Below are 20715 nucleotides of genomic sequence, written 5' to 3' on the forward strand. Positions count from 1 at the left end.
CCCCGCCCCCGCGTCGGCGCCGGTGATCGCACCGGCGCCGACGCCGCGGCTATCGGGCGAGAAACGCCGAAACGGTCGCCTCCCATGCCTGCTTCTGCTCGATCATCACCCAGTGCCCGCAGTTCGGGAAGATGTGCACCTCACCGTTCGGCAGTGTCCGCATCGCGATCAGCGACATGTCGACCGGGCTCACCCGGTCGTCACGTCCCCAGGTGATCAGGGTCGGCACGGAGATACGGCGCAGATTCGCCCAGCCGGGGACGGTGTCGGCATCGCGCGCCGCCTCCGCCATGCGGGCCAGTGCCGCCCGCCCGTACATCCGCCGCGAGTTCTCCAGCACGTCCGGTTCGGTCGCCTGCTCCCACCGCTGTTCGATCAGTTCCTCGGTCAGCAGCGTGTGGTCGTAGACCATCGATCGAAGCCATGCCACCAGACTGTCGCGAGTCGGGTTCTCGACGAACTCGCTGAGCCGGATGATGCCCTCCCCCGGCTGCGGACCGAAGATCGTGGTGCCGATGCCGCCGATGGTGACCAGACGGTCGACGCGCTGCGGCGCGGCCAGCGCGAATTCCGTTGCGACGAAACCACCCATCGAGTTTCCGATGATCCGGACGCGGTCGAGACCGAGCCCGTCCAGGAAGGCGGTGACCGCCCGCTGCGCCGACATCATCGGATGCACCGCACCGAAATCGTCGCTCACTCCGAATCCGGGAAACTCCAGGACGAGCGTGCGGTAGTGCTGTGCGAACGTCGGCACGTTACCGCTGAAATTGCGCCAGCCGGTCACGCCGGGCCCGGACCCGTGCAGCAACAGCAGCGGCGGGCCCTCTCCGCTGTCGCGATAACGCAGCACGCCGTGTTCGGTGGGCAATTCCAGCAATTCGGGCACCGCGCGGGTGTCGACGGATGTACTCATATCCCGAGCCTGCCACCGCCCACGCACCGCGACGCCGTCTTTTCCCGGTGAGCGGCACGCTGGTTCACCCTGCCCGAGATCCGGGTCCGGCCGGGTGAAAGCCGCTGCGATCGAGCGGATCTCGCCAGGGCCTCCGGTACTCAGGCCGTAGATCGTGGTGCGAATGGCCGCTGTCAGAGGAGTTTGCGGTAGTAGACGACTCGTTCGCGTTCCTCGAAGCCGAGACCCCTGTGCATCTCGTGGCCCGCCGAATTGTCGATCAACGCATCGGAACCCAACTCGGTACAGCCCGACTCGCGACCCCATTCCTCCACGGCGGCGCACAGCGCTCGGGCCGCGCCGGACCGCCGCTGCCCCGGTTCGACGTAGATCCCTTCGAGGAACACCACCGGCGAGGTGTCGCAACCATTGACATAGTCGTTGCGGAGTGTGGCTTCGCCGAATCCGATCACGGCGCCGTCCTCGCTACGAGCCAGAAACGCCACGGCAGGGCGCTCGCCGCCGTAGGTCTTTTCGACGTCGGCGCGATGCTCGGCCACCGTTGCGTCCGGCCACAGCCGTGCACGCATACCCGCGAGCACATCCAGATCGGAATCACGGTAACGATCGATTCTCACCCTCGGACCCTATATACCGAAGCTGCGACAGTGCGATCCGTCGAGCCGATCGGTCACCGGTCCCCGCTGACGCCCGCCCCATCAGCGGACCCCGCGACGATCGACGACCGCGTACTAGAGCGGTCCGGTGACGACGCGTCCGTACTCGCCGCGGAAGAACACCAGCGGCGAGCGCCCCGACGCGTGCAGACGACGTACCCGCGACACCACGATGGTGTGGTCACCCGCCGGATACTCCGCCTCCGGCTCCGCCTCGATCCAGGCCAGGCAGTCGGTGAGGACCGGCGCGCCCAGTGGTGACGAATCCCAGTCGATTCCCCGGAACTTCTCCCCGCCGCGGGCCGCCAGCTGACGACAGACGCCTTCTTGGTTGTCGGACAGGATGTTGACGACATAGCGCCCGCCCGCCCGCACCGACGGCCACGAGGTACTCGACGCGGCCACACAGAAGGCGATCAGCGGCGGATCCAGTGACACCGAGGTGAACGAGTTGGCGGCCAGGCCGGTCGGCTGCCCGGTCTGTGGGTCGATACCGGTGATCGCGACGACGCCGGTCGCGAAATGTCCGAGGACACTGCGCATCACGGCAGGATCGACTTCCGGGATATCCACGCCGGCCGGCTCCGCCGCGACGAATCGAGGGCCGGTCATGATCCGCTCACCGCATTCGTCTCGGGCACCGCCGGCACGCAGTGGGTGTCGGAGAAGATCGTCGGCATGCATTTGTTGCGGTGAACGCACAGCGATTTCACCGAATGGTCGGCGTCGATCCGGTGGAAAGTGGCCGATTTGATGGGCCGGTTGCGCAGGGTTACCGGTCCCAGCCGCGCCGGAGCGAGCACATCGGGAATACCGTGCGCGCCCATATCAGCCCCGCCCCGCGGACGCCGCGGCGGTCTTCGCGGCGATGTAACCGAAGACCAGTCCCTGGCCGATCGTCGCGCCGGCACCCGGATAGGTGTTGCCGAAAGCGTTGGCCGCGGTATTGCCGATCGCGTACAGGCCGTCGATCACGCTGCCGTCCTCGCGCAGTACCCGAGCCGATCCGTCCGCACGCAGACCGCCGCACGTGCCCAGATCCGACAGCACCAGCTTCACCGCGTACAGCGCCCCCGTGCGGCCCAGCGGCCGCAGATTCGGGTTGGGGGCGATGGTGGGGTCGCCGTAGTAGCGGTCGTATGCGCTGGCGCCCCTGGAGTATTCGTGATCGACCCCCAGTTCCGCGGCGGCGTTGAAGGTGTCGAAGGTCGTGCCGAACTCCTCCGCGGGCACACCCATGGCCCGGGCGAGCCCGGCCGGATCGAGCGCCGTCACCGCGATGCCGTTGTCGTACCAGGGCTGCGGCAGCGGCTGGCGGGGAAACAGGCCCGCGGCGAAGATGTAGCTGTTGCGGTAGCGCTGGTCGAAGACCAGCCACATATCCTCCACCGGATCGCCCGCGCGCTCCCGCTCGAGGACACGCTGTCCGAACGACATGTAGTCGGTGGCCTCGTTGACGAACCGGCGGCCGCGCTGGTCGACGATGAACGACCCGGGCAGCGCGCGCTCGGCCAGCAGCACCGCCGGCTCCCCGCCCGGTAATGCCGCCACGGCCGGGAACCACCAGGCCTGATCCATCAGGCCGATCGCGGCACCGGCTTCCTGCGCCAGCTTGATGGCGTCACCGGTATTGGCCTCGCAGCCCAGGCTGGCGTGCTCGATCAACCTGTCCGACTGGAACTTTCGCCGCATCTGCGTGTCGTGGTCGAACCCTCCGGCGGCGAGTACGACTCCCCGGCGTGCGGTCACCGCGGTGAGCGTCCCCTCGCGATCGACGACCGCTCCGGTGACCACTCCGTCCGCTTCGATCAGCCGCACCAGGGCGGTGTCGGTCCAGATGGGAATTCCGGCGCGCAGAGCGCCCGCGAACAGACCCGCGGCCAATGCTTGTCCGCCGGCGATGTATTCGCGTTTGAGTGCGAGACCGCCGACGCCGGTCGCCATGGCCTTCATGCCACGCCAGAGCGCCTTGCGGGGAGTCTTCGCGATCAGATTCAGCCACTTGTAGTCGGCACCGGTCACCGGCATCGGCAGGCCCGACGCCTCCATCACGCCGGGGCGCAGGCGCGACCGCTGGGAGCCGAGCTGCGCGGCATCGAACGGTGTGCATTCGCAGGTGCGCCCCGCCGCCGATCCGCCGGGCAGTTCGGGGTGATAGTCGGAATAGCCGTCGGCCCACATGAATTTCATCGGTGTGGTCCGCGCGAGCATCTCGACGGTGGCGGGCCCGTGTGCGAGGAAGGCCGCGCCCCGCTCGCGCGGAGCCGAATCCCCCACGACCGCTTCGACATACGCCGATGCGGCGGCGGCGCCGTCGGCGGGCTGCCGGTCGGCGAGCACGAAATTGCCCGGCACCCAGAATGCCCCGCCCGAACGTGCCGTGGAGCCGCCGACATATCCCGACTTCTCCACGACCAGGGCCGACAATCCGGCCTCGGCGGCGGTCAGGGCAGCCGCCAGACCGGTTCCCGACCCCACGATCAGCAGATCGACCTCGTGCTGTGCCATGGGTGTGTTGTTTTCGGTGGAGTTCATCGCGGTCCGGCCTTTCACGCTTGCTTCATCTGCTTCGCCCACAGCCATTCGTGCCCCCAGTAGCTGTCGGCGGTGATCTCCTCGGCGGTGTAGTAGGCCTCATCGACCGGCTCGCCCGCGGTCCCGTATTCGATATCCCAGCCGCCCGGTACCCCGACGTAGAAGGAGATCATCTTGTCGTTGGTGTGCCGGCCCAGCGTCGACGACACCGGGAAGTCCCTGGCCACCACCTGATCCAGGGCCCGGCCCACGGCATCGAGTGAGTCGACCTCGACCATCACGTGGATCAGACCGGGATCGCGTCCCTCCAGCGCCGGCATGATCGCCAAGCTGTGATGTCGCTGATTCACGCCGAGAAATCGGATGCGCAGCGGTCCGGCCCCGGGAGGCGACGGCATCCGGAACGCGCCGCGGGACAAGAACCCCAGCGTCTCGGTGTAGAAAGCGTAGGACTCCTCGAAGTTGGCGGTCGGCATCACCACATGACCGAGACCCTGTGCGCCGGTGACGAACCGCTGGGCGTACTTGGTGACCACCGGGCTGTGTTCGAGAACCGGACCGTGGAAGAACTCCAGCGGCGTGCCACCGGGGTCGGTCATGCACAGACCCGCTTCGACCTTGCGCCGGTCGGCGAGTTCGGTCGACATGACCGTGTACTCGAATCCCGCGGCGTCCAGAGTCGCGGCCAGGCGGCGCAGCGCCGGCGCGTCGCGCACTTCCCAGCCGACCGCGCTCACCCTGTCGACATCGGCGCGCTCGACGGTGATCCGCGATGGCCGCTCGTCCATCCGGAAGTGCAGCGCGTCGGTCTCGTCTCCGAATCCCGGTGCGAAGCCGAGGACGTCGAAGCCCAGTTCCCGCCAGCGATCCATATCCGTGGCAAGCACCCGGACGTAGCCGAGCCCTTTGATTTCACTCATCGACAACTCACGTTCTCTCTCGGGGTCGGTCAGATCATCACGCGCAGGGGACCCTGCGGTACTTCCACACCCAGCGAGGCCATCGCCGAGGCGTGATAGGTGGTGCTGGTGACGTGGATGGCGTGGTGCAGGCCGGCGTGGGCGTCACGCCAGAACCGCTGCAGCGCGTTGTCCATCCGCAGCGCGTTGCCTCCCGCGCGGTCGAAGATGTCGTCGGCGGCGCGGACCGCCCGCCAGGCGGCGCGGATCTGATCGCGGCGGACTCGGGCGCGCATGCCGAAATCGATCTCCTCACCCGCGTCGACCAGGTCCCAGATGCGGTCCACATTGGCCAGCAACTGCTGGCGGGCGGCGTCGATCTCCGAGGCGGATTCGCCGAGCGCGTGCAGGACGTAGGGGTCGTCCTTGACCAGGGTTCCGGTGGCTCCCACCCGGTTTCGCTGATAGTCGATCCCGGCGGCGAGTACGCCCTCGCAGATACCGATGGTGGCCGAGGTGATGCCCAGCGGGAACATGGTCGACCACGGCATCCGGTACAGGGTTTCGGTGACGCCGTATTCCAGGGCCGCGCTCCCGTCGATGACCTTCGCCTGGTCCATCACCCGGTAGTCGGGAATGAACGCGCCCTTCACCACGATGTCCTTGCTGCCGGTGCCGCGCAGCCCGACGACATCCCACGAGTCCGCCACGATCTCGTAGTCCGACCGGGGCAGGATCACGTGCAGCGGCTGCGGTGGCATCAGCGGTTCACCGTCCGCGTCGCCCACCAGGGCGCCCAGGAAGATCCAGTCGCAGTGGTCGGTACCGGAGGAGAACTGCCAGCGCCCACTCATGACATATCCGCCGTCGGCGGGTACCGCGACACCGCCCGGCATATAGGGCGATGCCATCCAGATGTCGGTGTCCTCGCCCAGCACCTCTTCCTGGACTCGGGGATCGGCGAACGCGAGTTGCCACGGGTGCACGCCGACGATGCCGGCCACCCAGCCCGCCGAGCCGTAGAGGCTCGCGGTCTTCATCACCGTCTCGGCGAACTCACGCGGATGCGCCTCGTAGCCGTCGTACTTCTTGCGCTGCAGCATCCGGATGATGCCCGCGTCCTTCAGCCGTTCGGCCATGTCGTCGGGCAGCCGGCCCAGCGAGTCACCCTCTTCGGCCCCGTTGCGAATCTCCGCGGCGATGCGTTCGATATTGCCGATCACTGTGTTGGACATGGGGCTCAGCTTGGCCGCTCGGACCGCCCCTGTGACGTGAATCTCCTACTCATCGGAACACCGAATCGAACGCCTCGTTTCCGATGCCCAGGGCTCAGTACTCGATCGAGATCTCGTCGCTGACCGGAACGGCCTGGCACGCCAGAATGTAGCCGTCGGCGATATCGTCGGAGGACAGGATCTCGTTGTGCGCCAATTCGACTCGCCCCGATGTCAGCGAGCACACACAGGCACTGCACGCCCCCTCACGGCACGAGTACGGCGCGTCGAGTCCGGCCGCGAGCAGCGCATCGAGAAGCTTCTGCCCCGAGGTCCACGGCACGCGATGGTCGGCGCCGTCGAGGGATACCTCGACGGCGCACACGAGCTCGCCCGCCGCGTCACCGGCTTCCGCGGTGACCGCGAAGGGGTCACGCCGCAGCGACAGGAACCGCTCCGTATGCACCTGGGCCTGTGGAAACCCCACGGACGCACAGACATCGGCGGCCAGATCCATCAGGGGCGCCGGTCCACAGATGAAGACCGACCGATCGATGAACGGCCGCAACAGTATCGAGAGCATGCGCCGCGTCGGATAGCCCTGGACGGATTCGAGCACGTGGATCACGGTCAGGCGATCGGCGAACCGGTCCTCGAGTGCGCGCAGCTCGCGAGCGAAGATGACCGACTCCTGATCCCGGTTGGCGTAGATCAGCACCACATCGCCGTCGCCGCCGAACAGAATCGACTTCGCGATCGCGATGACCGGAGTGATACCGCTACCGCCCGCCACCAGCACCACCGCCTCGTCGAGCGAGCCCGGCGTGAAGGTTCCCGCGGGTGGCAGCACCTCGAGTTCGTCTCCGGCCGACACACAATCGCAGAGCCAGTTCGATCCGTGCCCGCCCTCGACCCGCTTCACCGTGAACTTCATCGCGGTGTCGGTGTGCGGCGAACTCGACAACGAGTAGCAACGCGCCGCACCGCGGCCGCTGTCGGGCACCCGGACGGTCAGAAACTGGCCGGGCCGGTAGGGCGGCCCGCCCGGGGCGACCGTCTCCACCACGAACGAACGCGCGTCCGGCGTCTCCTCGATCACCTCCGCCACCCGGACGAAGTATCCGCCGGAGCCCCGCACAGCCGCGTCCGGCCCGGCGAGGAGATCCGCGTCGACAGTGGTTTCGGTTGCCATCGGCCCTCCTGATCGTCAGTCGCCCGCCCGCCCGCGGTCGGGGCCGGGGCATCGGAAGGGTACGGCCGGCGCACACCCCGAAGATCGCGACGTCTCGCTGACTGGAAGGCCGGACCGGGGGCCTGTCACCGCCGTCCCGGCCACTGTCGGCCGGCCGCCGATCTCACGAAACCGCTGCCGAGCATCGCCCCTGGTGGAGCGAGCGGAGGTAGGTTCGGGGCGACGCCGGATGTTGCGGTCCGCGACAGCGGAAGGAGAGCACCGTGCACGGGATCTCGCTCGAGGCGGACCGGTGGGCCGAACGCCTGCGGACGAACCTGTGGTTCGTGCCCACCCTGGAGGTCCTGGGCGCGGTGGCGCTGTTCGCGCTCACCTTCACCCTCGATCGCTCGGCGTATCACAGTGGAACTCAGTTGCCGGGCTGGGTGCTGGGCGGCACGCCGGATGCGGCCCGTCAGGTCGTGACCGCCATCGCGGCCGCGATCATCACCGTGGTCGGTGTGGTCTTCTCGATCACGATCCTCGCGCTGACGCTGGCCTCGACCCAGTTCGGACCGCGAATGCTGCGCAATTTCATTCGCGACCGGGGGACCCAGTTGACGCTGGGTACCTTCGTGGCGACCTTCGTCTACGCGATCGCGGTATTGGTTTCGGTCGGCGAGAACTTCGTTCCGCACATCAGCGCGACGGTGTCGATCGGCTCGCTGGTGGTCGATCTGGCGGTCCTCATCTACTTCATCAATCACATCGGCGGGCAGATCCAGTTGCCGAATGTGGTCGCCGATATCGCACGCGAGGTACGGACCGCGGTCGACGCCAACGCGGATACGACCGCGACCGGCGCGAAACGCGGTCCGACAGCGCGCGAGCTGCGGGATCTGCTGACCCGGTCGGGCGGCGAGGTCCGCACCACCAGCAGCGGCTATCTGCAGTACATCCGCTACGAGCGACTGGTCCGGGTGGCCGCCGAGGCGGAGGCGGTGATCCTTTTACCTTATCGCCCAGGCCATTTCGTCACCGAGGGGCAGGTGGTCGCGCGGGTCTGGCCGACCCGGGCCACGAAGGGGATCGAGAAGCAGTTCTCCCGCGGGCACGTCACCGGCTCGATGCGCACCCTGGTGCAGGACGTGTCCTTCGGGGTCGATCAGATCGTCGAGATCGCGCTGCGCGCGCTCGCTTCGGCGACCAATGACACGTTCACGGTGCTGACCTGCGTCGACTGGCTCGGCGACTGCCTGTCCCGGATCGCGGTCACCTGGGATCCCAACCCGGTACGCCGGGACAGGGACGGTCACATCCGGGTGCTGGCGGCACAGGTGAGCTACGAGCGCCTGGTCCAGCGCGCCTTCGAGAAGCTCCGCCAGGCCGGCGCGGGGCAGCCGGCCGTGATGATCCGCCTGCTGGACGCGCTGGCGCAGATCGCCGACCGCGTCACCGATCCCGAACGACTCCGGGTATTGCTCGAGCAGGCGACGATGATCGAGCACGCCGTCCGGGCCATACCGGAGGAACCCGATCGCACCGACGTCCTACGCCGGTACCGAGCCCTGCACGACCAGATCACGGCCGAGTGGCGACGTCTCGGCAAGCAACCGTGAACCGTACCGTAACGATCGCGATCGACGACGTCACTCGGAGCACAGTTGTCCACTCAATAACGTGCGGTTGGCGCCACCGCGGGACACCGCGCGTAGCGATCGGCGCCGAATTCGCCGAAAAGGTCGCGACGCGGGTGCATACCGCTCACTTTTGGTGGTATATCCCCCAGCATGACCCCCGCTGACACCGTTCCACATGTCGGCAGTCCCGTCGGCCGCGATCGACCTGTCGTCGGCCTGTCGCGGGCTGCGATAACGCGAGGTAGCCGGCCCAATCGGCGGCCGTCTACCCATTATGGGTGTACGGTCGTACACAAAATCAGGGGGCTGTGATGGATCTGCTGAAGTGGAGTAAACGGCCCGCCGCCGACATCGACGCGAAGCGACCTCGCGTCAACATCGTGCGCGGACTGCTCGCGCGGGCCACCACGCCCCTGCTGCCGGACGACTACCTGCGCCTGGTCAATCCGCTCTGGACCGCCCGCGAACTGCGCGGAAAGGTCGTCAGGGTCGTCAAGGAGACCGCCGACTCGGCCACTGTCACGATTCGCCCCGGCTGGGGGTTCCCCGCGACCTACGAACCCGGGCAGTATGTCGGCATCGGGTTGCAGATCGCGGGCCGCTGGCACTGGCGCTCCTACTCGCTGACCTCCATCGGCGCGACCGGGGACAAAACCATTTCGATCACCGTCAAGGCCAATCCCGACGGCTTCCTGTCGACCCACCTGGTCGACGGCGTCGTCCCGGATACCATCATCCGGCTGGCGGCCCCCCGAGGTGACTTCCATCTGCCGGAACCGGTGCCGGGCAAGGTCCTGTTCGTCACCGCGGGCAGCGGCATCACCCCGGTCATCGCGATCCTGCGGGCCCTCGAAGCACGAGGACAGACCCCCGACATCTGCCACGTGCACTCCGCGCCCACCCGCGACGACGTCATCTTCCTCGACGAGATGCAGGCCCGCGCCGCCGCCCCTGAGTACGACCTGAGACTCCAGCTCACCCGGGAGATGGGCAATTTCGACGCCGCCCGCCTCGACGAGTGGGTGCCCGATTGGCGCGAACGCGACTGCTGGGCATGTGGGCCGCCGGCCCTGCTCGACGCGATGGAGTCGCACTACGAGTCCGGCGGACTGCGCCACCGCCTGCACACCGAGCGATTCACGATCGCCCGCACCGACCACGGCGGCGAGGGCGGCACAGTGTACTTCGCAGTCTCCGGCAAGAAGGCCGAGATCGACGGTGCGACAACACTTCTGGAAGCGGGTGAGAACCTGGGGATAGCGCTGCCCTTCGGCTGCCGGATGGGTATCTGCCAGACGTGCGTCCTTCCGCTCGCGGGGGGATATGTGCGGGATCTGCGCACCGGCGCCGAACGGCGCGAAGGAGAACGAATCCAGACGTGCATCAGCAGCGTGTCTGGTGAATGCACCCTCGACGTGTAGGAGGCCCGATGGCCATCACCGATATCGACGCCTATGCCCACCTGACCCCCGACGACGTCGAGGCACTCGGTGCCGAACTCGACACCATCCGCCGCGACATCGAGGACTCCCGCGGTGAGCGCGACGCCCGGTACATCCATCGCACCATCACGGCGCAGCGGGCGCTGGCCGCGGCCGGTCGGGCGACGCTGATGTTCAGCAACCGGCGACCGGCCTGGCTGGCGGGTACGGCGATGCTCGCGCTGGCCAAGATCATCGAGAACATGGAGCTCGGCCACAATGTGATGCACGGCCAATGGGATTGGATGAACGACCCGGAGATCCACTCCTCGTCGTGGGAGTGGGACACCACCTGCCCCAGCGTGCAGTGGAAGCACTCGCACAACTTCGTCCATCACAAGTACACCAATGTGGTCGGCATGGACGACGATGTCGGCTACGGCATTCTGCGCGTGACCCGCGACCAGCGGTGGGAGTGGTGGAACGTCGGAAATCCGGTCTACAACCTGGCATTGGCTACCGGCTTCGAGTGGGGCGTCGCGCTACACCACCTCGAGGTCGAGAAACTCCGCAACAAGGACAAGAGCTGGCGGCAGGCGCTGCGGGATCTGCGGATCATCGGGACCAAGGTCGGCAAACAGGCGGCCAAGGACTATCTGATCTTTCCCGCGCTGTCGGGACGGAACTGGAAGACGACGTTGACCGCCGACGCCACCGCCAACCTCATCCGCAACTACTGGGCCTATCTGGTCATCTTCTGCGGCCATTTCCCCGACGGGGCCGAGAAGTTCACCCTCGCCGAGCTGTCGGCGGAGGATCAGCCCCGCTGGTATCTGCGACAGATGCTGGGATCGGCGAACTTTCGTGCCGGACCGGTGATGCGCTTCATGAGCGGCAACCTGAGTCATCAGATCGAGCATCACCTGTTCCCCGATCTACCGAGTAATCGCTACGAGGAGATCGGCGTGCGGGTGCGCCAGCTGTGCGACAAATACGACCTGCCCTACACGACCGGTTCGATCGGCCACCAATACCTGCAGACGTTCCGGACCATCGCGAAACTGGCGCTGCCGAACGCACTGCTCGCGGCGACCTCCGACGATGCGCCGGAGACCGCCTCCGAACTCCGGTTCGCCATCCGGGAAGGCATGCAGGAGCATTTCGGCGTGGATCCCGAGACCGGCAAGCGCCGGGGCCTTCGCACCGCGCTGCGGGAATTGCGGCGCGCACCGATCAGGGCCGCGAGCTGACGGCGAACCCGGTGGCGATGACGCCGCGTCAGGCCACCGGGGCACATTCGCGGGCGTGCAGAACCGGCGGCGCGTCCTCGTCCTCGAGGGCGAACACGGCGCCGCGGCATTCGTACTTGGGGGCGGCGTCCGTCGGGTGCTGGTTCACGACGACGAACGTCGATTCGACGACGTCACCGTCCTGAGGCGGATGTGTGCCGCCATCACGACATCCTTCGGCCGTGAGTCCGTCGCCCTCGTCGTGGGCGAGTGTGCAGGTATAGGTCGGCTCAGGTCCGGGCTGTCGCGCCGAAGCGCCCGGCGCCCACACCGTCAGCAGGGCCGCCGCGGCGGCGATCGTCACGGGCAGGGCAGTACGGATCCCGCGGGACAACATCATCGACGACCTCCTGATGTCATTGCGATCGGAAGCCACCGCCGCCGGGCGGGCAGCGGCGACACGAGCAGGTCGAGCTGATGGAGCTGCGAACCACGCGTGGCCTGCCGAGAGTTCGCGGAAACAACGGTAAAGCCGGTTCAACCGTTTCGTCCGATTCACGCGGGTCGTGAAGGCATGTCGGGCTTTGCCCGAACTCTGGCCGAACTCGCAGACCGATCTCCGCGGGGCCGACGGCCACCGAGCCGAGAGGGCCGCGACCATCCGGCACGCCGAGACTATTCTCCGAACTCGGCCTCGAGCTCGTGCAGCGTCGCCCGCAGATCGGCCGGGTCGTTGTTCTCGAAAATCCCGTCGTTCTCGAAAATCCCGTTGTTCTCGAAAATCCCGTCGTACCCCGATTCCGCGCGGATAGCGGCCTCGACCTCGGGATCGTGGTACAGCCGGGCCACGGCGAGCAGCTTCGGATCGTCGGTGTCGGCGGCGCGGGCGGCGAAGACGTTGATGTACTGCTTCAACTCCGGCCGGCGCGGGTCGTCGGTGCGCGCACGGATCTCGCGCGGTCGACAGGATGCCCGCGACCTCGGGCCGCGAGCGCCGCATCGGTGCCGTGGTGGCACAGTGAGAGCGGAGACGACCGGGCGACAGGAGACAGCATGGGCCGACGCACCCCGAGTCAGTGGGAGGAGCTCACCGCCGCCAACCCCGCGCATTCGACCTGGTACGTGCAGCGGTTCCGGACCATGGCGGCCGAGGGCAAGGATATCGTCGGCGAGGCGCGACTGGTCGACGCGATGCTCGGCCGGGGTGGCCGGGTTCTGGATGCCGGGTGCGGGCCGGGGCGTATCGGCGGCTATCTGCATCGAGCCGGTCACGTGGTGGTCGGCGTCGACGTCGATCCGGTCTTGATCGCCGCGGCCGAACAGGATCATCCCGGTCCGACCTGGTTGGTCGGTGATCTCGCCGAACTGGACTTGCCGGTGCGCGGGATCGAGGCCGATTTCGATGTCATCGTGTGCGCGGGGAACGTCATGACCTTTCTGGCGCCTCCCACCCGGCACGCGGTGCTGGCCGGCTTCGCCCGCCATCTCTGCCCCACCGGCCGGGTCGTCGTCGGCTTCGGCGCCGATCGCGGTTACGATTTCCCGCAGTTCTTCACCGACGCCGAACAGGCGGGACTCACTGTGGATATTCGGCTTTCGACATGGGATCTCCGGCCTTTCACCGACGAATCCGACTTCCTGGTGGCAGTGTTCTCGCGCGGGGACCGATATCTGCCCGAGTAGTGGTGTCGCGCTGTGCGGGAACGACTCCGGGCAGCAGTCTCCTCCGCGGTCGGTCCGGGCGCTCGCCGGCGGACCGTCCGCCCAGTAGCGCCGCCGGCGTCCGCCGATCCATCGGCGTTGCCCCTATGAGCTGGGCCGCGAGTCGTTCTAGTTGGCCGAATCGGCGTACAGGACGAAGAACAGGAAGCACAGGAATCTCATGCCGGTGCTCTCGTCGAATCCCTCGGGGAACAGATCGCGGGCGGCGGGCAGGGCCGGCGGTTCGCTGATGACACCGATGCGGAAGCCGGCGACGGTGAAGGCGTCGGTCATCGCGTGCAGCGGCCGGTCCCAGAAACTCAGCCGGGCGGTCTGCCCGCCCATGGTCCATTCCTCGGTCCGGTGACGCGTCTGGAAATAGTTGGTCTCCTCGCCGGCCAAGCGCTGCCCGAGAAAGTTCGCGAACGGATGCTCGACCGACACGACGAGTCGGCCGCCGGGAGTGAGTACGCGTCGGAGTTCGGCCAGTGTCGGTCCCCAGTCTTGTAGGTAGTGCAGCACCAGGGACGCGACGACGTCGTCGAACGCGCAGTCGGGAAAGGGCAGCGGGTCGGCCAGGTCGACTACTCGCAGGTCGGCATCGGCACCGAGGCGCCGCCGAGCCTGCGCCAGCATCCCCCCACTCGCGTCGATCCCGGTCACGATCGCGCCTCGCTCGCGCAGCGCGGCGAACAGCGGCCCCGAGCCACAGCCGACATCCAGGATCCGCCGCCCGGTGACGTCCCCGATGAGCTCCAGCATCGCGGGCCGGTTGTAGTACGCGTTATGGAGGCTGGTTTCGTTCTCCGCCGTGTAGCCCTCAGCGAAGCTGTCGTAGGCGTTCGGCCGGGCCGGATCAGTGGGAGTAACTGCACGGCCTTCTGGAACCGGAGTCATGCGCCCATCCTGACACGACGCACGGACCCATGGCCCAGCGATGGGGCGGGGATGTTCAGGAAGTCGGTGGCCGCGCTGCGCGCTCTCGGTCCTCGTCACTGTGCGGGTCCGGCCGAACGCGCGGTCCGTCACAACCCCCGCTCCCCCACTGGGGACAACATCCCGGGTGCGGCAGAATGCCTGGGGCGCACACTGATCGGCAGGGCGCGCCCAGTGGAGGCGAGAATGTCCGAGGAAATCGTCGGCCGGCATGCCGAAGTCGAGGTGGACGGTTCGGTCATGGCGGTGTACCTGGCGCGGCCGGCCCGTAGCGGCCGGTTCCCGGTGGTGCTGGTCGGTGCCGAATTGTGGGGTCTGACAACAGAAGTGCGTGCGGTGGTCGACCGGGTGGCCGCACAGGGCTACGTCGCGGTGGTCGCGAATCTGTACCATCGATGCGGGCCCGAGACGGCGGCCGGTCTGGCCGAGTCGGACGAGAACCGGGCGCGGGCCTTCGACCTGCTGAGCACGCTCACCCGCGACGGCGTGGAGACGGATCTGCGGGCGGCCGTGGCCTTCGCGCGGGAGCAGGGCGACGGCGGCGACACCACCGGCGCTCTCGGCTTCAGCCTCGGCGGCCACATCACCTACTTCGCCGCGACCCGGCTCGATCTCGCCGCCGCCGCCGTCTTCTATCCCGGATGGCTGCCGACCGCGGGCACCGCGTTGAGCATCCCGGACCCGCTGCTCACCCACACTCCGGCGATCGCGGAACACCGAACCCGGCTGCTGCTGTTGCTGGCCGAGCACGATCATGTGATCGACGCCGGGCAGCGCGCGGCCATCGATATCGCGTTGTCGCAGGCGGGAGCGGAATACGAACTGGTCGTCTATCCCGGTGCGCAACATGCCTATTTCTTTCCCGGACGACCGGTGCACGATGCGGCGGCAGCGGCGGATTCCTGGCAGCGCGTCACCGAACTGTTCGCCGCGACCCTGCGTTCGTGACCCGGTTGACCCCCGGCCCCACAACCGGATGTGTGAGCGAAAACCACAGTGGCGCAATCGAAGAGGGCTGCTGATCAATCTGCCGCCGCGCGAGTCGACCACACAGACGTCCTGGATATCGAAGAGCTGACGTGCGACTCGTTCACAGCGTCGGCGACCGAGACCCCGCGGTCGTCACATGCGCGGTCAGCCGGGTTGCCCCAGCGTGAACACGTTGGCGTATCCGGAGACGACGGTGTCGGCGGGATCGACCAGGGCGACGCGCACCTGCACCCGCTGCCCTGCCGCCAGCTCGGCTCCGGTCAGTGTGATCACGGCCTTCTGGGGGCTGCCATCACAGGTGACCTGGTCCTGTGTGCCGGTGGCCGACGGCCGGTCGGCTGCGGGATCGCCCGTCATGGCCTTGATCGCGGTCACTCCGGCAGCGGGATCGCAGCTGTATTGGACCGCCACATTGGCCGGACCGACTCCGTCGACCTTGATGGAGTTATCGGCGAGCGCCGCGGTGGCGAGGGAGACGACAGCCGCCCCCATGGCCGCGAACACCGATACGACAAGCGCGGGACGCTGGAAGTTCCGAAGGTGGGCCATTGATCTTCATCCTCCTGCGTGAGGGGAAGGAGACAGCCGGACGAGTTCATGTCGAATGAGCTCGTCATCAGCGTATAGCAACACCTAGGCAACCGGTACAACTCATGCGCGAATACGAATGAGTGGATGGTTCGGCACCGAGGGGTGCAGGCGGCGCGACGACGAGCCCGCCTCAGGGCCGTTCACCGTGTTCAGTTTCCGAACACTTCGCCGCGCCGAATCCACCGGAGTATGTCGTGTGTCACATCACGAGGTACTCAGGAGGTTTCGATGACGGTCGTCTCCGAATTCCCGATCCGGGCGGATGTTCGCGCGCTGCTGGCCGGCCGCAAGCAACTGCTGATCGACGGCGCATGGGTCGATGCCGCGTCGGGTCGGACGTTCACGACGCACAATCCCGCCGACGGCAGTCCCCTGGCGGAGGTCGCACACGGGGAGGCGGCCGATATCGATCGCGCCGTACGCGCTGCCCGGGCCGCCTTCGACGACGGCCCGTGGCAATGGATGAAGCCGAACGAACGCGAACGCCTGCTCTGGCGGGTCGGCGATCTGCTGTCCGAGCGCGCCGAGCAGTTCGGCCAGCTCGAGGCGCTGGACAACGGCAAATCCGCTGGTATAGCGACCGCCGTGGACACCGCCTGGGCAGCCGACGTGTTCCGGTACTACGCGGGCTGGGCCACCAAGATCGAGGGCAGCACGGTGAACGTGTCGATGCCGTTCGCGCCGCCCGGCAGCGAATTCCATGCCTACACCCTGCGCGAGCCGGTCGGGGTGTGCGGGCTGATCGTGCCGTGGAACTTCCCGTTGCTGATGGCGGCGTGGAAGCTGGCCCCGGCCCTGGCCGCGGGAAATACCGTGATCCTCAAGCCCGCCGAGCAGACGCCGCTGACCGCGCTGCTGCTGGGTGAGCTGTTCCAGGAGGCCGGATTCCCGCCCGGCGTGGTCAATATCGTGACCGGATTCGGTGCGGCCGGTGCCGCGCTGGCGGCCCACGACGGCGTCGACAAGGTCGCCTTCACCGGGTCCACCGAGGTCGGCAAGCTGGTCGTCGACGCGGCCCGGGGCAACCTCAAGAAGGTCTCGTTGGAGCTCGGCGGCAAGAGTCCCAACGTGGTCTTCGCCGACGCCGATTTCGATGCCGCGGTCACCGGATCGCTGAACGCGTGGCTGTTCAATCACGGCCAGTGTTGTGTGGCGGGAACCCGACTGTACGTGGAGGACAAGATCTTCGGCGATTTCACCGAAGCCGTCGCCGCGGCCGCCGCACAGGTCAAGATCGGCCCCGGCCTGGACCCGGCCACCGAACTCGGGCCGCTGGTATCGCAGGAGCAGTTCGATCGCGTGACCGGCTATCTGCAGGCCGGTCTCACCGACGGCGCGCGGGCACTCACCGGCGGAAAGCGCCACGGCGACATCGGATACTTCGTCGAGCCGACCGTATTCGTCGATGTACGACCGGAATTCAGCGTCGTTCGCGAGGAGATCTTCGGTCCGGTGGTAGCGGCGCTGCCGTTCGATGCCGACGAGGGTGTCGCCGCGGCGGCCCAGCAGGCCAACGATTCGCTCTACGGATTGGCCGCGGGGATCTGGACCCGCGACATCTCCAAGGCCCACCGGGCCGCGCGCCAGCTGAAGGCCGGTTCGGTGTGGATCAACCAGTACAACGGCTTCGACACGGCGATGCCGTTCGGCGGTTACAAGCAGTCCGGATGGGGTCGCGAGCTCGGCCCGGCCGGCCTGGATCTGTATCTGCAGACCAAGTCGGTCAACGTCGCCCTCTGACTCGCACAGCACTCGGGAGAAAATCATGAAAACCACCGCCGCAGTACTGCTGGAACCCGGTAAGCCGTTCGAGCTGATGGAACTCGAACTGGACGGCCCCGGGCCCGGCGAGGTGCTCATCCGCTACACCGCCGCCGGCCTGTGTCACTCCGATCTGCACCTGACCGACGGTGATCTGCCACCGCGCTACCCCATCGTCGGTGGCCACGAGGGGTCGGGCATCATCGAGGAAGTCGGTCCGGGGGTCACCAAGGTCGCCCCCGGCGATCATGTGGTCTGCAGTTTCATTCCCAACTGCGGCACCTGCCGCTACTGCTCGACCGGGCGGCAGAACCTCTGCGATATGGGCGCCACCATCCTGGACGGCTGCATGCCCGACGGAACCTTTCGATTCCATTCCGGCGGTAAGGATTTCGGTGCCATGTGCATGCTCGGCACCTTCTCCGAACGGGCCACGATCTCCCAGCACTCGGTGGTCAAGGTCGACGACTGGCTACCACTCGAGACCGCCGTCGTGGTGGGTTGCGGGGTGCCGACCGGCTGGGGCAGCGCGGTCTATTCCGGCAACGTCAGGGCCGGCGACATCACCGTGATATATGGCATCGGCGGACTGGGCATCAATTCGGTGCAGGGCGCCGTACACGCGGGCGCCAAGTATGTGGTCGTGGTCGATCCGGTGGACTTCAAACGGGAAACCGCGTTGAAAATGGGTGCCACCCATGCCTTTTCGACATCCGAGGAGGCCGCGGCGAAGGTCGGCGAACTGTCCTGGGGGCAGGGTGCCGACCAGGCGATCATCACCGTCGGTACGGTGACCGAACAGGTCGTCTCCGCCGCGTTCGACATCGTCGGCAAGGGCGGGATCGTCGTGGTCACCGGCCTGGCCGATCCGGCCAAGGCCACCATCCACGTCTCCGGGGCCATGCTGACACTGAACGAGAAGACCATCAAGGGCACCCTGTTCGGGTCGGCCAACCCCCAGTACGACATCGTGCGACTGCTCCGGCTCTACGACAGCGGCCAGCTGAAACTCGACGAGCTGATCACCACCCGTTACCGACTCGAAGATATCAACCAGGGCTATCAGGATCTGCGCGACGGCAAGAACATCCGCGGCGTCGTGATCCACGCCCGGAGCTGATCCTCGGCGGGCCGGCACGAGTTCGGCGCGGTGTTCAGAAACTGAACACCGCGCCGGACCGCCGGTCGCGCAGACTGTTGCGGAGCGCCCATTCGGTGACCCACGACACAGACCGGTCAGTAGGCTGATCAACGGCAGGTCGATCGCCCGTCGAACGCCGAGTCCCGGCGCCCGGCAGACGGGGAGCGGCACGGCACCGAGCAGGACAGGAGTGAGCACCAGATGACCTCAACGCAGTGCAACGGTGCACAACCCGCGGTGCCGCGCCGGGAGATCGAACTGTCGTGGCGCCGCTCGCGACTGTTCGGTGTGGCGCCGGAGTTCGACGGATTCTCCGATCTTCCGGTGGCGGAGGTGGATCCACGCAGCCGACTGCTCGACGCCGCGTCGGTGGTGCTCGATCAGATGGCGGCCGCGCTCACCGGAACCGCCTACAGTCTGCTGCTCGGCGATCGCGATTGCCGGCTGGTGTACCGATGGTTCGACGATCCCCGGTTCGAGTCCGCGCTCGACATGCTGGGTATCCGGGACGGCGCCAGCCTGGCCGAGGACGCGGTCGGCACCAATGCGCTCGGTACGGCACTGGAAACCAAACAGGGCATCACCGTCAACGGGTCGGAACACTTCATCGAGCGGTTCAAGGGATTCACCTGCTACGGCCACCCCATCCGGCATCCGGTCACCCGGCGACTGGCCGGCGTCCTCGACATCACCAGTACCAATTCCCATGCCGACCCGATACTCGGCCCGTTTCTGCAGCGTGCGGTCCACGATATCGAGCAGCGGCTGCTGGATCAGTCCAAGGCATCCGAACGCGCGCTGCTGGCCGCGTTCCAGACACTTTCGCGGCAACGCCGTGCGGTCGCCGCCGTCGGAGACGACATCGTGCTCACCAACCGCAGCGCTGTCGATCTGCTCGACCCGTCGGATTACGCCCTGCTGCATCTGCTCGCGGAACAATCGTCCTCCCGCCCGGGGAGTACCGACGTCCGCCTGGCCTCGGGGACGTCGGTCCGCATCCACCTGTCGCGGGTGGCCGGAGCGAGCACCGGAATGCTCTTCCATTTCGAACCGATCGAGGATTCCACCTTCACCACGTCGGTGCGCGGCAGTACCCGGCCGCTCGAGCGGGGACCCGCCGTCACCGGCCCGGTGCTGATCGTCGGCGATCGCGGCACCGGTCGCAGCACCGAGGCACGCCGGCTCGCGCGCGCACGCGAGGTGGAGTTCCATCAGTGCGCCGATATCGCGGACGCGGGAACACAGGAATGGCTCGCCCTGCTGCGCGATCGCGTGGCACGCCCGGGCGTCACCGTATGCGTCGACGCCTTGCCCGAGCCGATGGTCGATCAGCTGATCGGGGCGATGGAGGACGCGCCGGCCGGCGCGCTGATCCTCACCTCGCTGCCACTCCGAGCGACCACCGGAGCCCATGCCGCGCTCGCGGCCATGTGTGTGGATCGTATCGAGCTGGCGCCCCTGCGCGACCGCGCCGCGGAACTGCCCGCGATCACGAAAGACATACTGCGCGAACTCGATCCGTCCGCCGAGCTGCGTCTGCTCCCGAGTGTGATCGAACTGCTCGCCACCCACCCCTGGCCCGGTAACCTGCACGAACTCAAAGCCGTGCTGGCCCATGTGCTGCAGCACCGCCATCGCGGTGATGTCACCATCGGCGATCTACCGGCCCGCTATCGGGTGTCCTCGCGGGCACGCACCCTGTCGGGGCGCGAACGCGCCGAACGCGACGCCATCATCGACGCGCTGCGCCGCCACCACGGCAACAAGCTGCGCACCGCACACGAGCTCGGAATCAGCCGCACCACGCTCTACGCCCGGCTCAAGGCCCTGCGTATCACCGACGGGCACGCGTCCGCCGTGCGGTGAGCCGCGGCGTAAGTCCCTGCGCACCACGTCGATTCAGCGCGAACCGAC

Annotated in this window: 20 protein-coding genes and 1 pseudogene; 9 read left to right on the forward strand and 12 right to left on the reverse strand. The window is 67.4% G+C overall.

Annotation, left to right across the window (positions count from 1 at the left end):
* Window positions 1–49: 49 nt before the first annotated feature.
* The 8 genes from LKD76_RS18610 to LKD76_RS18645 form a co-directional block, all read right to left on the reverse strand.
* Complete coding sequence (locus LKD76_RS18610; RefSeq protein WP_227982592.1) at window positions 50–916, reverse strand: alpha/beta fold hydrolase; 867 nt, start codon at window positions 914–916, stop codon at window positions 50–52.
* Window positions 917–1089: 173 nt separating this feature from the next.
* Window positions 1090–1533, reverse strand: coding sequence for an aminoglycoside 6'-N-acetyltransferase (gene aac(6'), locus LKD76_RS18615; protein WP_227982593.1), 444 nt, complete (start codon window positions 1531–1533; stop codon window positions 1090–1092).
* A gap of 114 nt (window positions 1534–1647) precedes the next feature.
* Entirely contained in the window at window positions 1648–2184 is a 537-nt protein-coding gene (locus tag LKD76_RS18620; RefSeq protein ID WP_227982594.1) for a flavin reductase family protein, read from the reverse strand.
* The gene (locus LKD76_RS18625) at window positions 2181–2399 is read right to left on the reverse strand and encodes a hypothetical protein (RefSeq protein ID WP_227985509.1); all 219 of its coding nucleotides are present in this window, start codon (window positions 2397–2399) and stop codon (window positions 2181–2183) included. Before LKD76_RS18625 ends, LKD76_RS18620 begins: the two co-directional genes overlap by 4 nt.
* Before the next feature lies 1 nt (window position 2400).
* Window positions 2401–4107 carry a 3-ketosteroid-delta-1-dehydrogenase gene (locus LKD76_RS18630; RefSeq protein WP_227982595.1) on the reverse strand — a complete coding sequence of 569 codons (1707 nt, stop codon included), beginning with the start codon at window positions 4105–4107 and terminating at the stop codon, window positions 2401–2403.
* A 14-nt stretch (window positions 4108–4121) separates the two neighbouring features.
* On the reverse strand, window positions 4122–5027 hold the full coding sequence (locus tag LKD76_RS18635; protein WP_227982596.1) for a VOC family protein: 906 nt from the start codon (window positions 5025–5027) through the stop codon (window positions 4122–4124).
* Window positions 5028–5056: 29 nt separating this feature from the next.
* The gene (locus LKD76_RS18640) at window positions 5057–6241 is read right to left on the reverse strand and encodes an acyl-CoA dehydrogenase family protein (RefSeq protein WP_227982597.1); all 1185 of its coding nucleotides are present in this window, start codon (window positions 6239–6241) and stop codon (window positions 5057–5059) included.
* Window positions 6242–6335: 94 nt separating this feature from the next.
* Window positions 6336–7412 carry a ferredoxin--NADP reductase gene (locus tag LKD76_RS18645; protein WP_227982598.1) on the reverse strand — a complete coding sequence of 359 codons (1077 nt, stop codon included), beginning with the start codon at window positions 7410–7412 and terminating at the stop codon, window positions 6336–6338.
* A gap of 263 nt (window positions 7413–7675) precedes the next feature.
* Between LKD76_RS18645 and LKD76_RS18650 the strand changes: the two genes are divergently transcribed.
* From LKD76_RS18650 to LKD76_RS18660, 3 genes are all read left to right on the forward strand, one after another.
* The gene (locus tag LKD76_RS18650) at window positions 7676–9010 is read left to right on the forward strand and encodes a DUF2254 domain-containing protein (protein ID WP_227982599.1); all 1335 of its coding nucleotides are present in this window, start codon (window positions 7676–7678) and stop codon (window positions 9008–9010) included.
* A 332-nt stretch (window positions 9011–9342) separates the two neighbouring features.
* Window positions 9343–10452, forward strand: a complete 1110-nt coding sequence (locus LKD76_RS18655) for a ferredoxin reductase (RefSeq protein WP_227982600.1) — start codon at window positions 9343–9345, stop codon at window positions 10450–10452.
* Between the two features lie 8 nt (window positions 10453–10460).
* On the forward strand, window positions 10461–11702 hold the full coding sequence (locus LKD76_RS18660) for a fatty acid desaturase family protein (protein ID WP_227982601.1): 1242 nt from the start codon (window positions 10461–10463) through the stop codon (window positions 11700–11702).
* A 28-nt stretch (window positions 11703–11730) separates the two neighbouring features.
* On the opposite strand, the gene LKD76_RS18665 is transcribed toward LKD76_RS18660, so the two are convergent.
* Entirely contained in the window at window positions 11731–12081 is a 351-nt protein-coding gene (locus LKD76_RS18665; protein WP_227982602.1) for a hypothetical protein, read from the reverse strand.
* A gap of 275 nt (window positions 12082–12356) precedes the next feature.
* Window positions 12357–12596: a MetQ/NlpA family ABC transporter substrate-binding protein gene (locus tag LKD76_RS18670; RefSeq protein WP_227982603.1), complete on the reverse strand. Its 240-nt coding sequence runs from the start codon at window positions 12594–12596 to the stop codon at window positions 12357–12359.
* Between the two features lie 138 nt (window positions 12597–12734).
* On the opposite strand from LKD76_RS18670, the gene LKD76_RS18675 reads away from it, so the two are divergent.
* Entirely contained in the window at window positions 12735–13364 is a 630-nt protein-coding gene (locus LKD76_RS18675; RefSeq protein WP_227982604.1) for a class I SAM-dependent methyltransferase, read from the forward strand.
* Window positions 13365–13511: 147 nt separating this feature from the next.
* Here the strand turns inward: LKD76_RS18675 and LKD76_RS18680 are convergent, their stop codons facing one another.
* Window positions 13512–14279 (reverse strand): class I SAM-dependent methyltransferase, encoded by a 768-nt coding sequence (locus LKD76_RS18680; RefSeq protein ID WP_227982605.1) that lies wholly within the window; start codon window positions 14277–14279, stop codon window positions 13512–13514.
* A gap of 225 nt (window positions 14280–14504) precedes the next feature.
* On the opposite strand from LKD76_RS18680, the gene LKD76_RS18685 reads away from it, so the two are divergent.
* Window positions 14505–15266, forward strand: coding sequence for a dienelactone hydrolase family protein (locus LKD76_RS18685; protein WP_227982606.1), 762 nt, complete (start codon window positions 14505–14507; stop codon window positions 15264–15266).
* Between the two features lie 186 nt (window positions 15267–15452).
* Here the strand turns inward: LKD76_RS18685 and LKD76_RS18690 are convergent, their stop codons facing one another.
* Window positions 15453–15857: a hypothetical protein gene (locus LKD76_RS18690; RefSeq protein ID WP_227982607.1), complete on the reverse strand. Its 405-nt coding sequence runs from the start codon at window positions 15855–15857 to the stop codon at window positions 15453–15455.
* Window positions 15858–16127: 270 nt separating this feature from the next.
* Between LKD76_RS18690 and LKD76_RS18695 the strand changes: the two genes are divergently transcribed.
* The 4 genes and pseudogenes from LKD76_RS18695 (at window position 16128) to LKD76_RS32460 (ending at window position 20667) form a co-directional block, all read left to right on the forward strand.
* Window positions 16128–17639, forward strand: a complete 1512-nt coding sequence (locus LKD76_RS18695) for an aldehyde dehydrogenase family protein (protein WP_227982608.1) — start codon at window positions 16128–16130, stop codon at window positions 17637–17639.
* Between the two features lie 25 nt (window positions 17640–17664).
* On the forward strand, window positions 17665–18780 hold the full coding sequence (locus LKD76_RS18700) for an NDMA-dependent alcohol dehydrogenase (protein WP_227982609.1): 1116 nt from the start codon (window positions 17665–17667) through the stop codon (window positions 18778–18780).
* Window positions 18781–18987: 207 nt separating this feature from the next.
* Window positions 18988–19791, forward strand: a pseudogene (locus LKD76_RS32455) (GAF domain-containing protein); the annotation flags it as partial.
* 42 nt (window positions 19792–19833) lie between these two features.
* Window positions 19834–20667 (forward strand): helix-turn-helix domain-containing protein, encoded by an 834-nt coding sequence (locus tag LKD76_RS32460; RefSeq protein WP_504828451.1) that lies wholly within the window; start codon window positions 19834–19836, stop codon window positions 20665–20667.
* The last annotated feature ends 48 nt before the right edge of the window (window positions 20668–20715 follow it).

Origin of the sequence: Nocardia spumae, assembly GCF_020733635.1 — a bacterium.
GTDB classification, from domain to species: domain Bacteria; phylum Actinomycetota; class Actinomycetes; order Mycobacteriales; family Mycobacteriaceae; genus Nocardia; species Nocardia spumae.

What these genes read in the sequence shown, in the direction of transcription:
- LKD76_RS18610 (WP_227982592.1), bottom strand. Translation starts at nt 916, where the DNA reads ATGAGTACATCCGTCGACACCCGCGCGGTGCCCGAATTGCTGGAATTG.
- LKD76_RS18620 (WP_227982594.1), bottom strand. Translation starts at nt 2,184, where the DNA reads ATGACCGGCCCTCGATTCGTCGCGGCGGAGCCGGCCGGCGTGGATATC.
- LKD76_RS18625 (WP_227985509.1), bottom strand. Translation starts at nt 2,399, where the DNA reads ATGGGCGCGCACGGTATTCCCGATGTGCTCGCTCCGGCGCGGCTGGGA.
- LKD76_RS18630 (WP_227982595.1), bottom strand. Translation starts at nt 4,107, where the DNA reads ATGAACTCCACCGAAAACAACACACCCATGGCACAGCACGAGGTCGAT.
- LKD76_RS18635 (WP_227982596.1), bottom strand. Translation starts at nt 5,027, where the DNA reads ATGAGTGAAATCAAAGGGCTCGGCTACGTCCGGGTGCTTGCCACGGAT.
- LKD76_RS18640 (WP_227982597.1), bottom strand. Translation starts at nt 6,241, where the DNA reads ATGTCCAACACAGTGATCGGCAATATCGAACGCATCGCCGCGGAGATT.
- LKD76_RS18645 (WP_227982598.1), bottom strand. Translation starts at nt 7,412, where the DNA reads ATGGCAACCGAAACCACTGTCGACGCGGATCTCCTCGCCGGGCCGGAC.
- LKD76_RS18655 (WP_227982600.1), top strand. Translation starts at nt 9,343, where the DNA reads ATGGATCTGCTGAAGTGGAGTAAACGGCCCGCCGCCGACATCGACGCG.
- LKD76_RS18660 (WP_227982601.1), top strand. Translation starts at nt 10,461, where the DNA reads ATGGCCATCACCGATATCGACGCCTATGCCCACCTGACCCCCGACGAC.
- LKD76_RS18665 (WP_227982602.1), bottom strand. Translation starts at nt 12,081, where the DNA reads ATGATGTTGTCCCGCGGGATCCGTACTGCCCTGCCCGTGACGATCGCC.
- LKD76_RS18675 (WP_227982604.1), top strand. Translation starts at nt 12,735, where the DNA reads ATGGGCCGACGCACCCCGAGTCAGTGGGAGGAGCTCACCGCCGCCAAC.
- LKD76_RS18680 (WP_227982605.1), bottom strand. Translation starts at nt 14,279, where the DNA reads ATGACTCCGGTTCCAGAAGGCCGTGCAGTTACTCCCACTGATCCGGCC.
- LKD76_RS18685 (WP_227982606.1), top strand. Translation starts at nt 14,505, where the DNA reads ATGTCCGAGGAAATCGTCGGCCGGCATGCCGAAGTCGAGGTGGACGGT.
- LKD76_RS18690 (WP_227982607.1), bottom strand. Translation starts at nt 15,857, where the DNA reads ATGGCCCACCTTCGGAACTTCCAGCGTCCCGCGCTTGTCGTATCGGTG.
- LKD76_RS18695 (WP_227982608.1), top strand. Translation starts at nt 16,128, where the DNA reads ATGACGGTCGTCTCCGAATTCCCGATCCGGGCGGATGTTCGCGCGCTG.
- LKD76_RS18700 (WP_227982609.1), top strand. Translation starts at nt 17,665, where the DNA reads ATGAAAACCACCGCCGCAGTACTGCTGGAACCCGGTAAGCCGTTCGAG.
- LKD76_RS32460 (WP_504828451.1), top strand. Translation starts at nt 19,834, where the DNA reads ATGCTCTTCCATTTCGAACCGATCGAGGATTCCACCTTCACCACGTCG.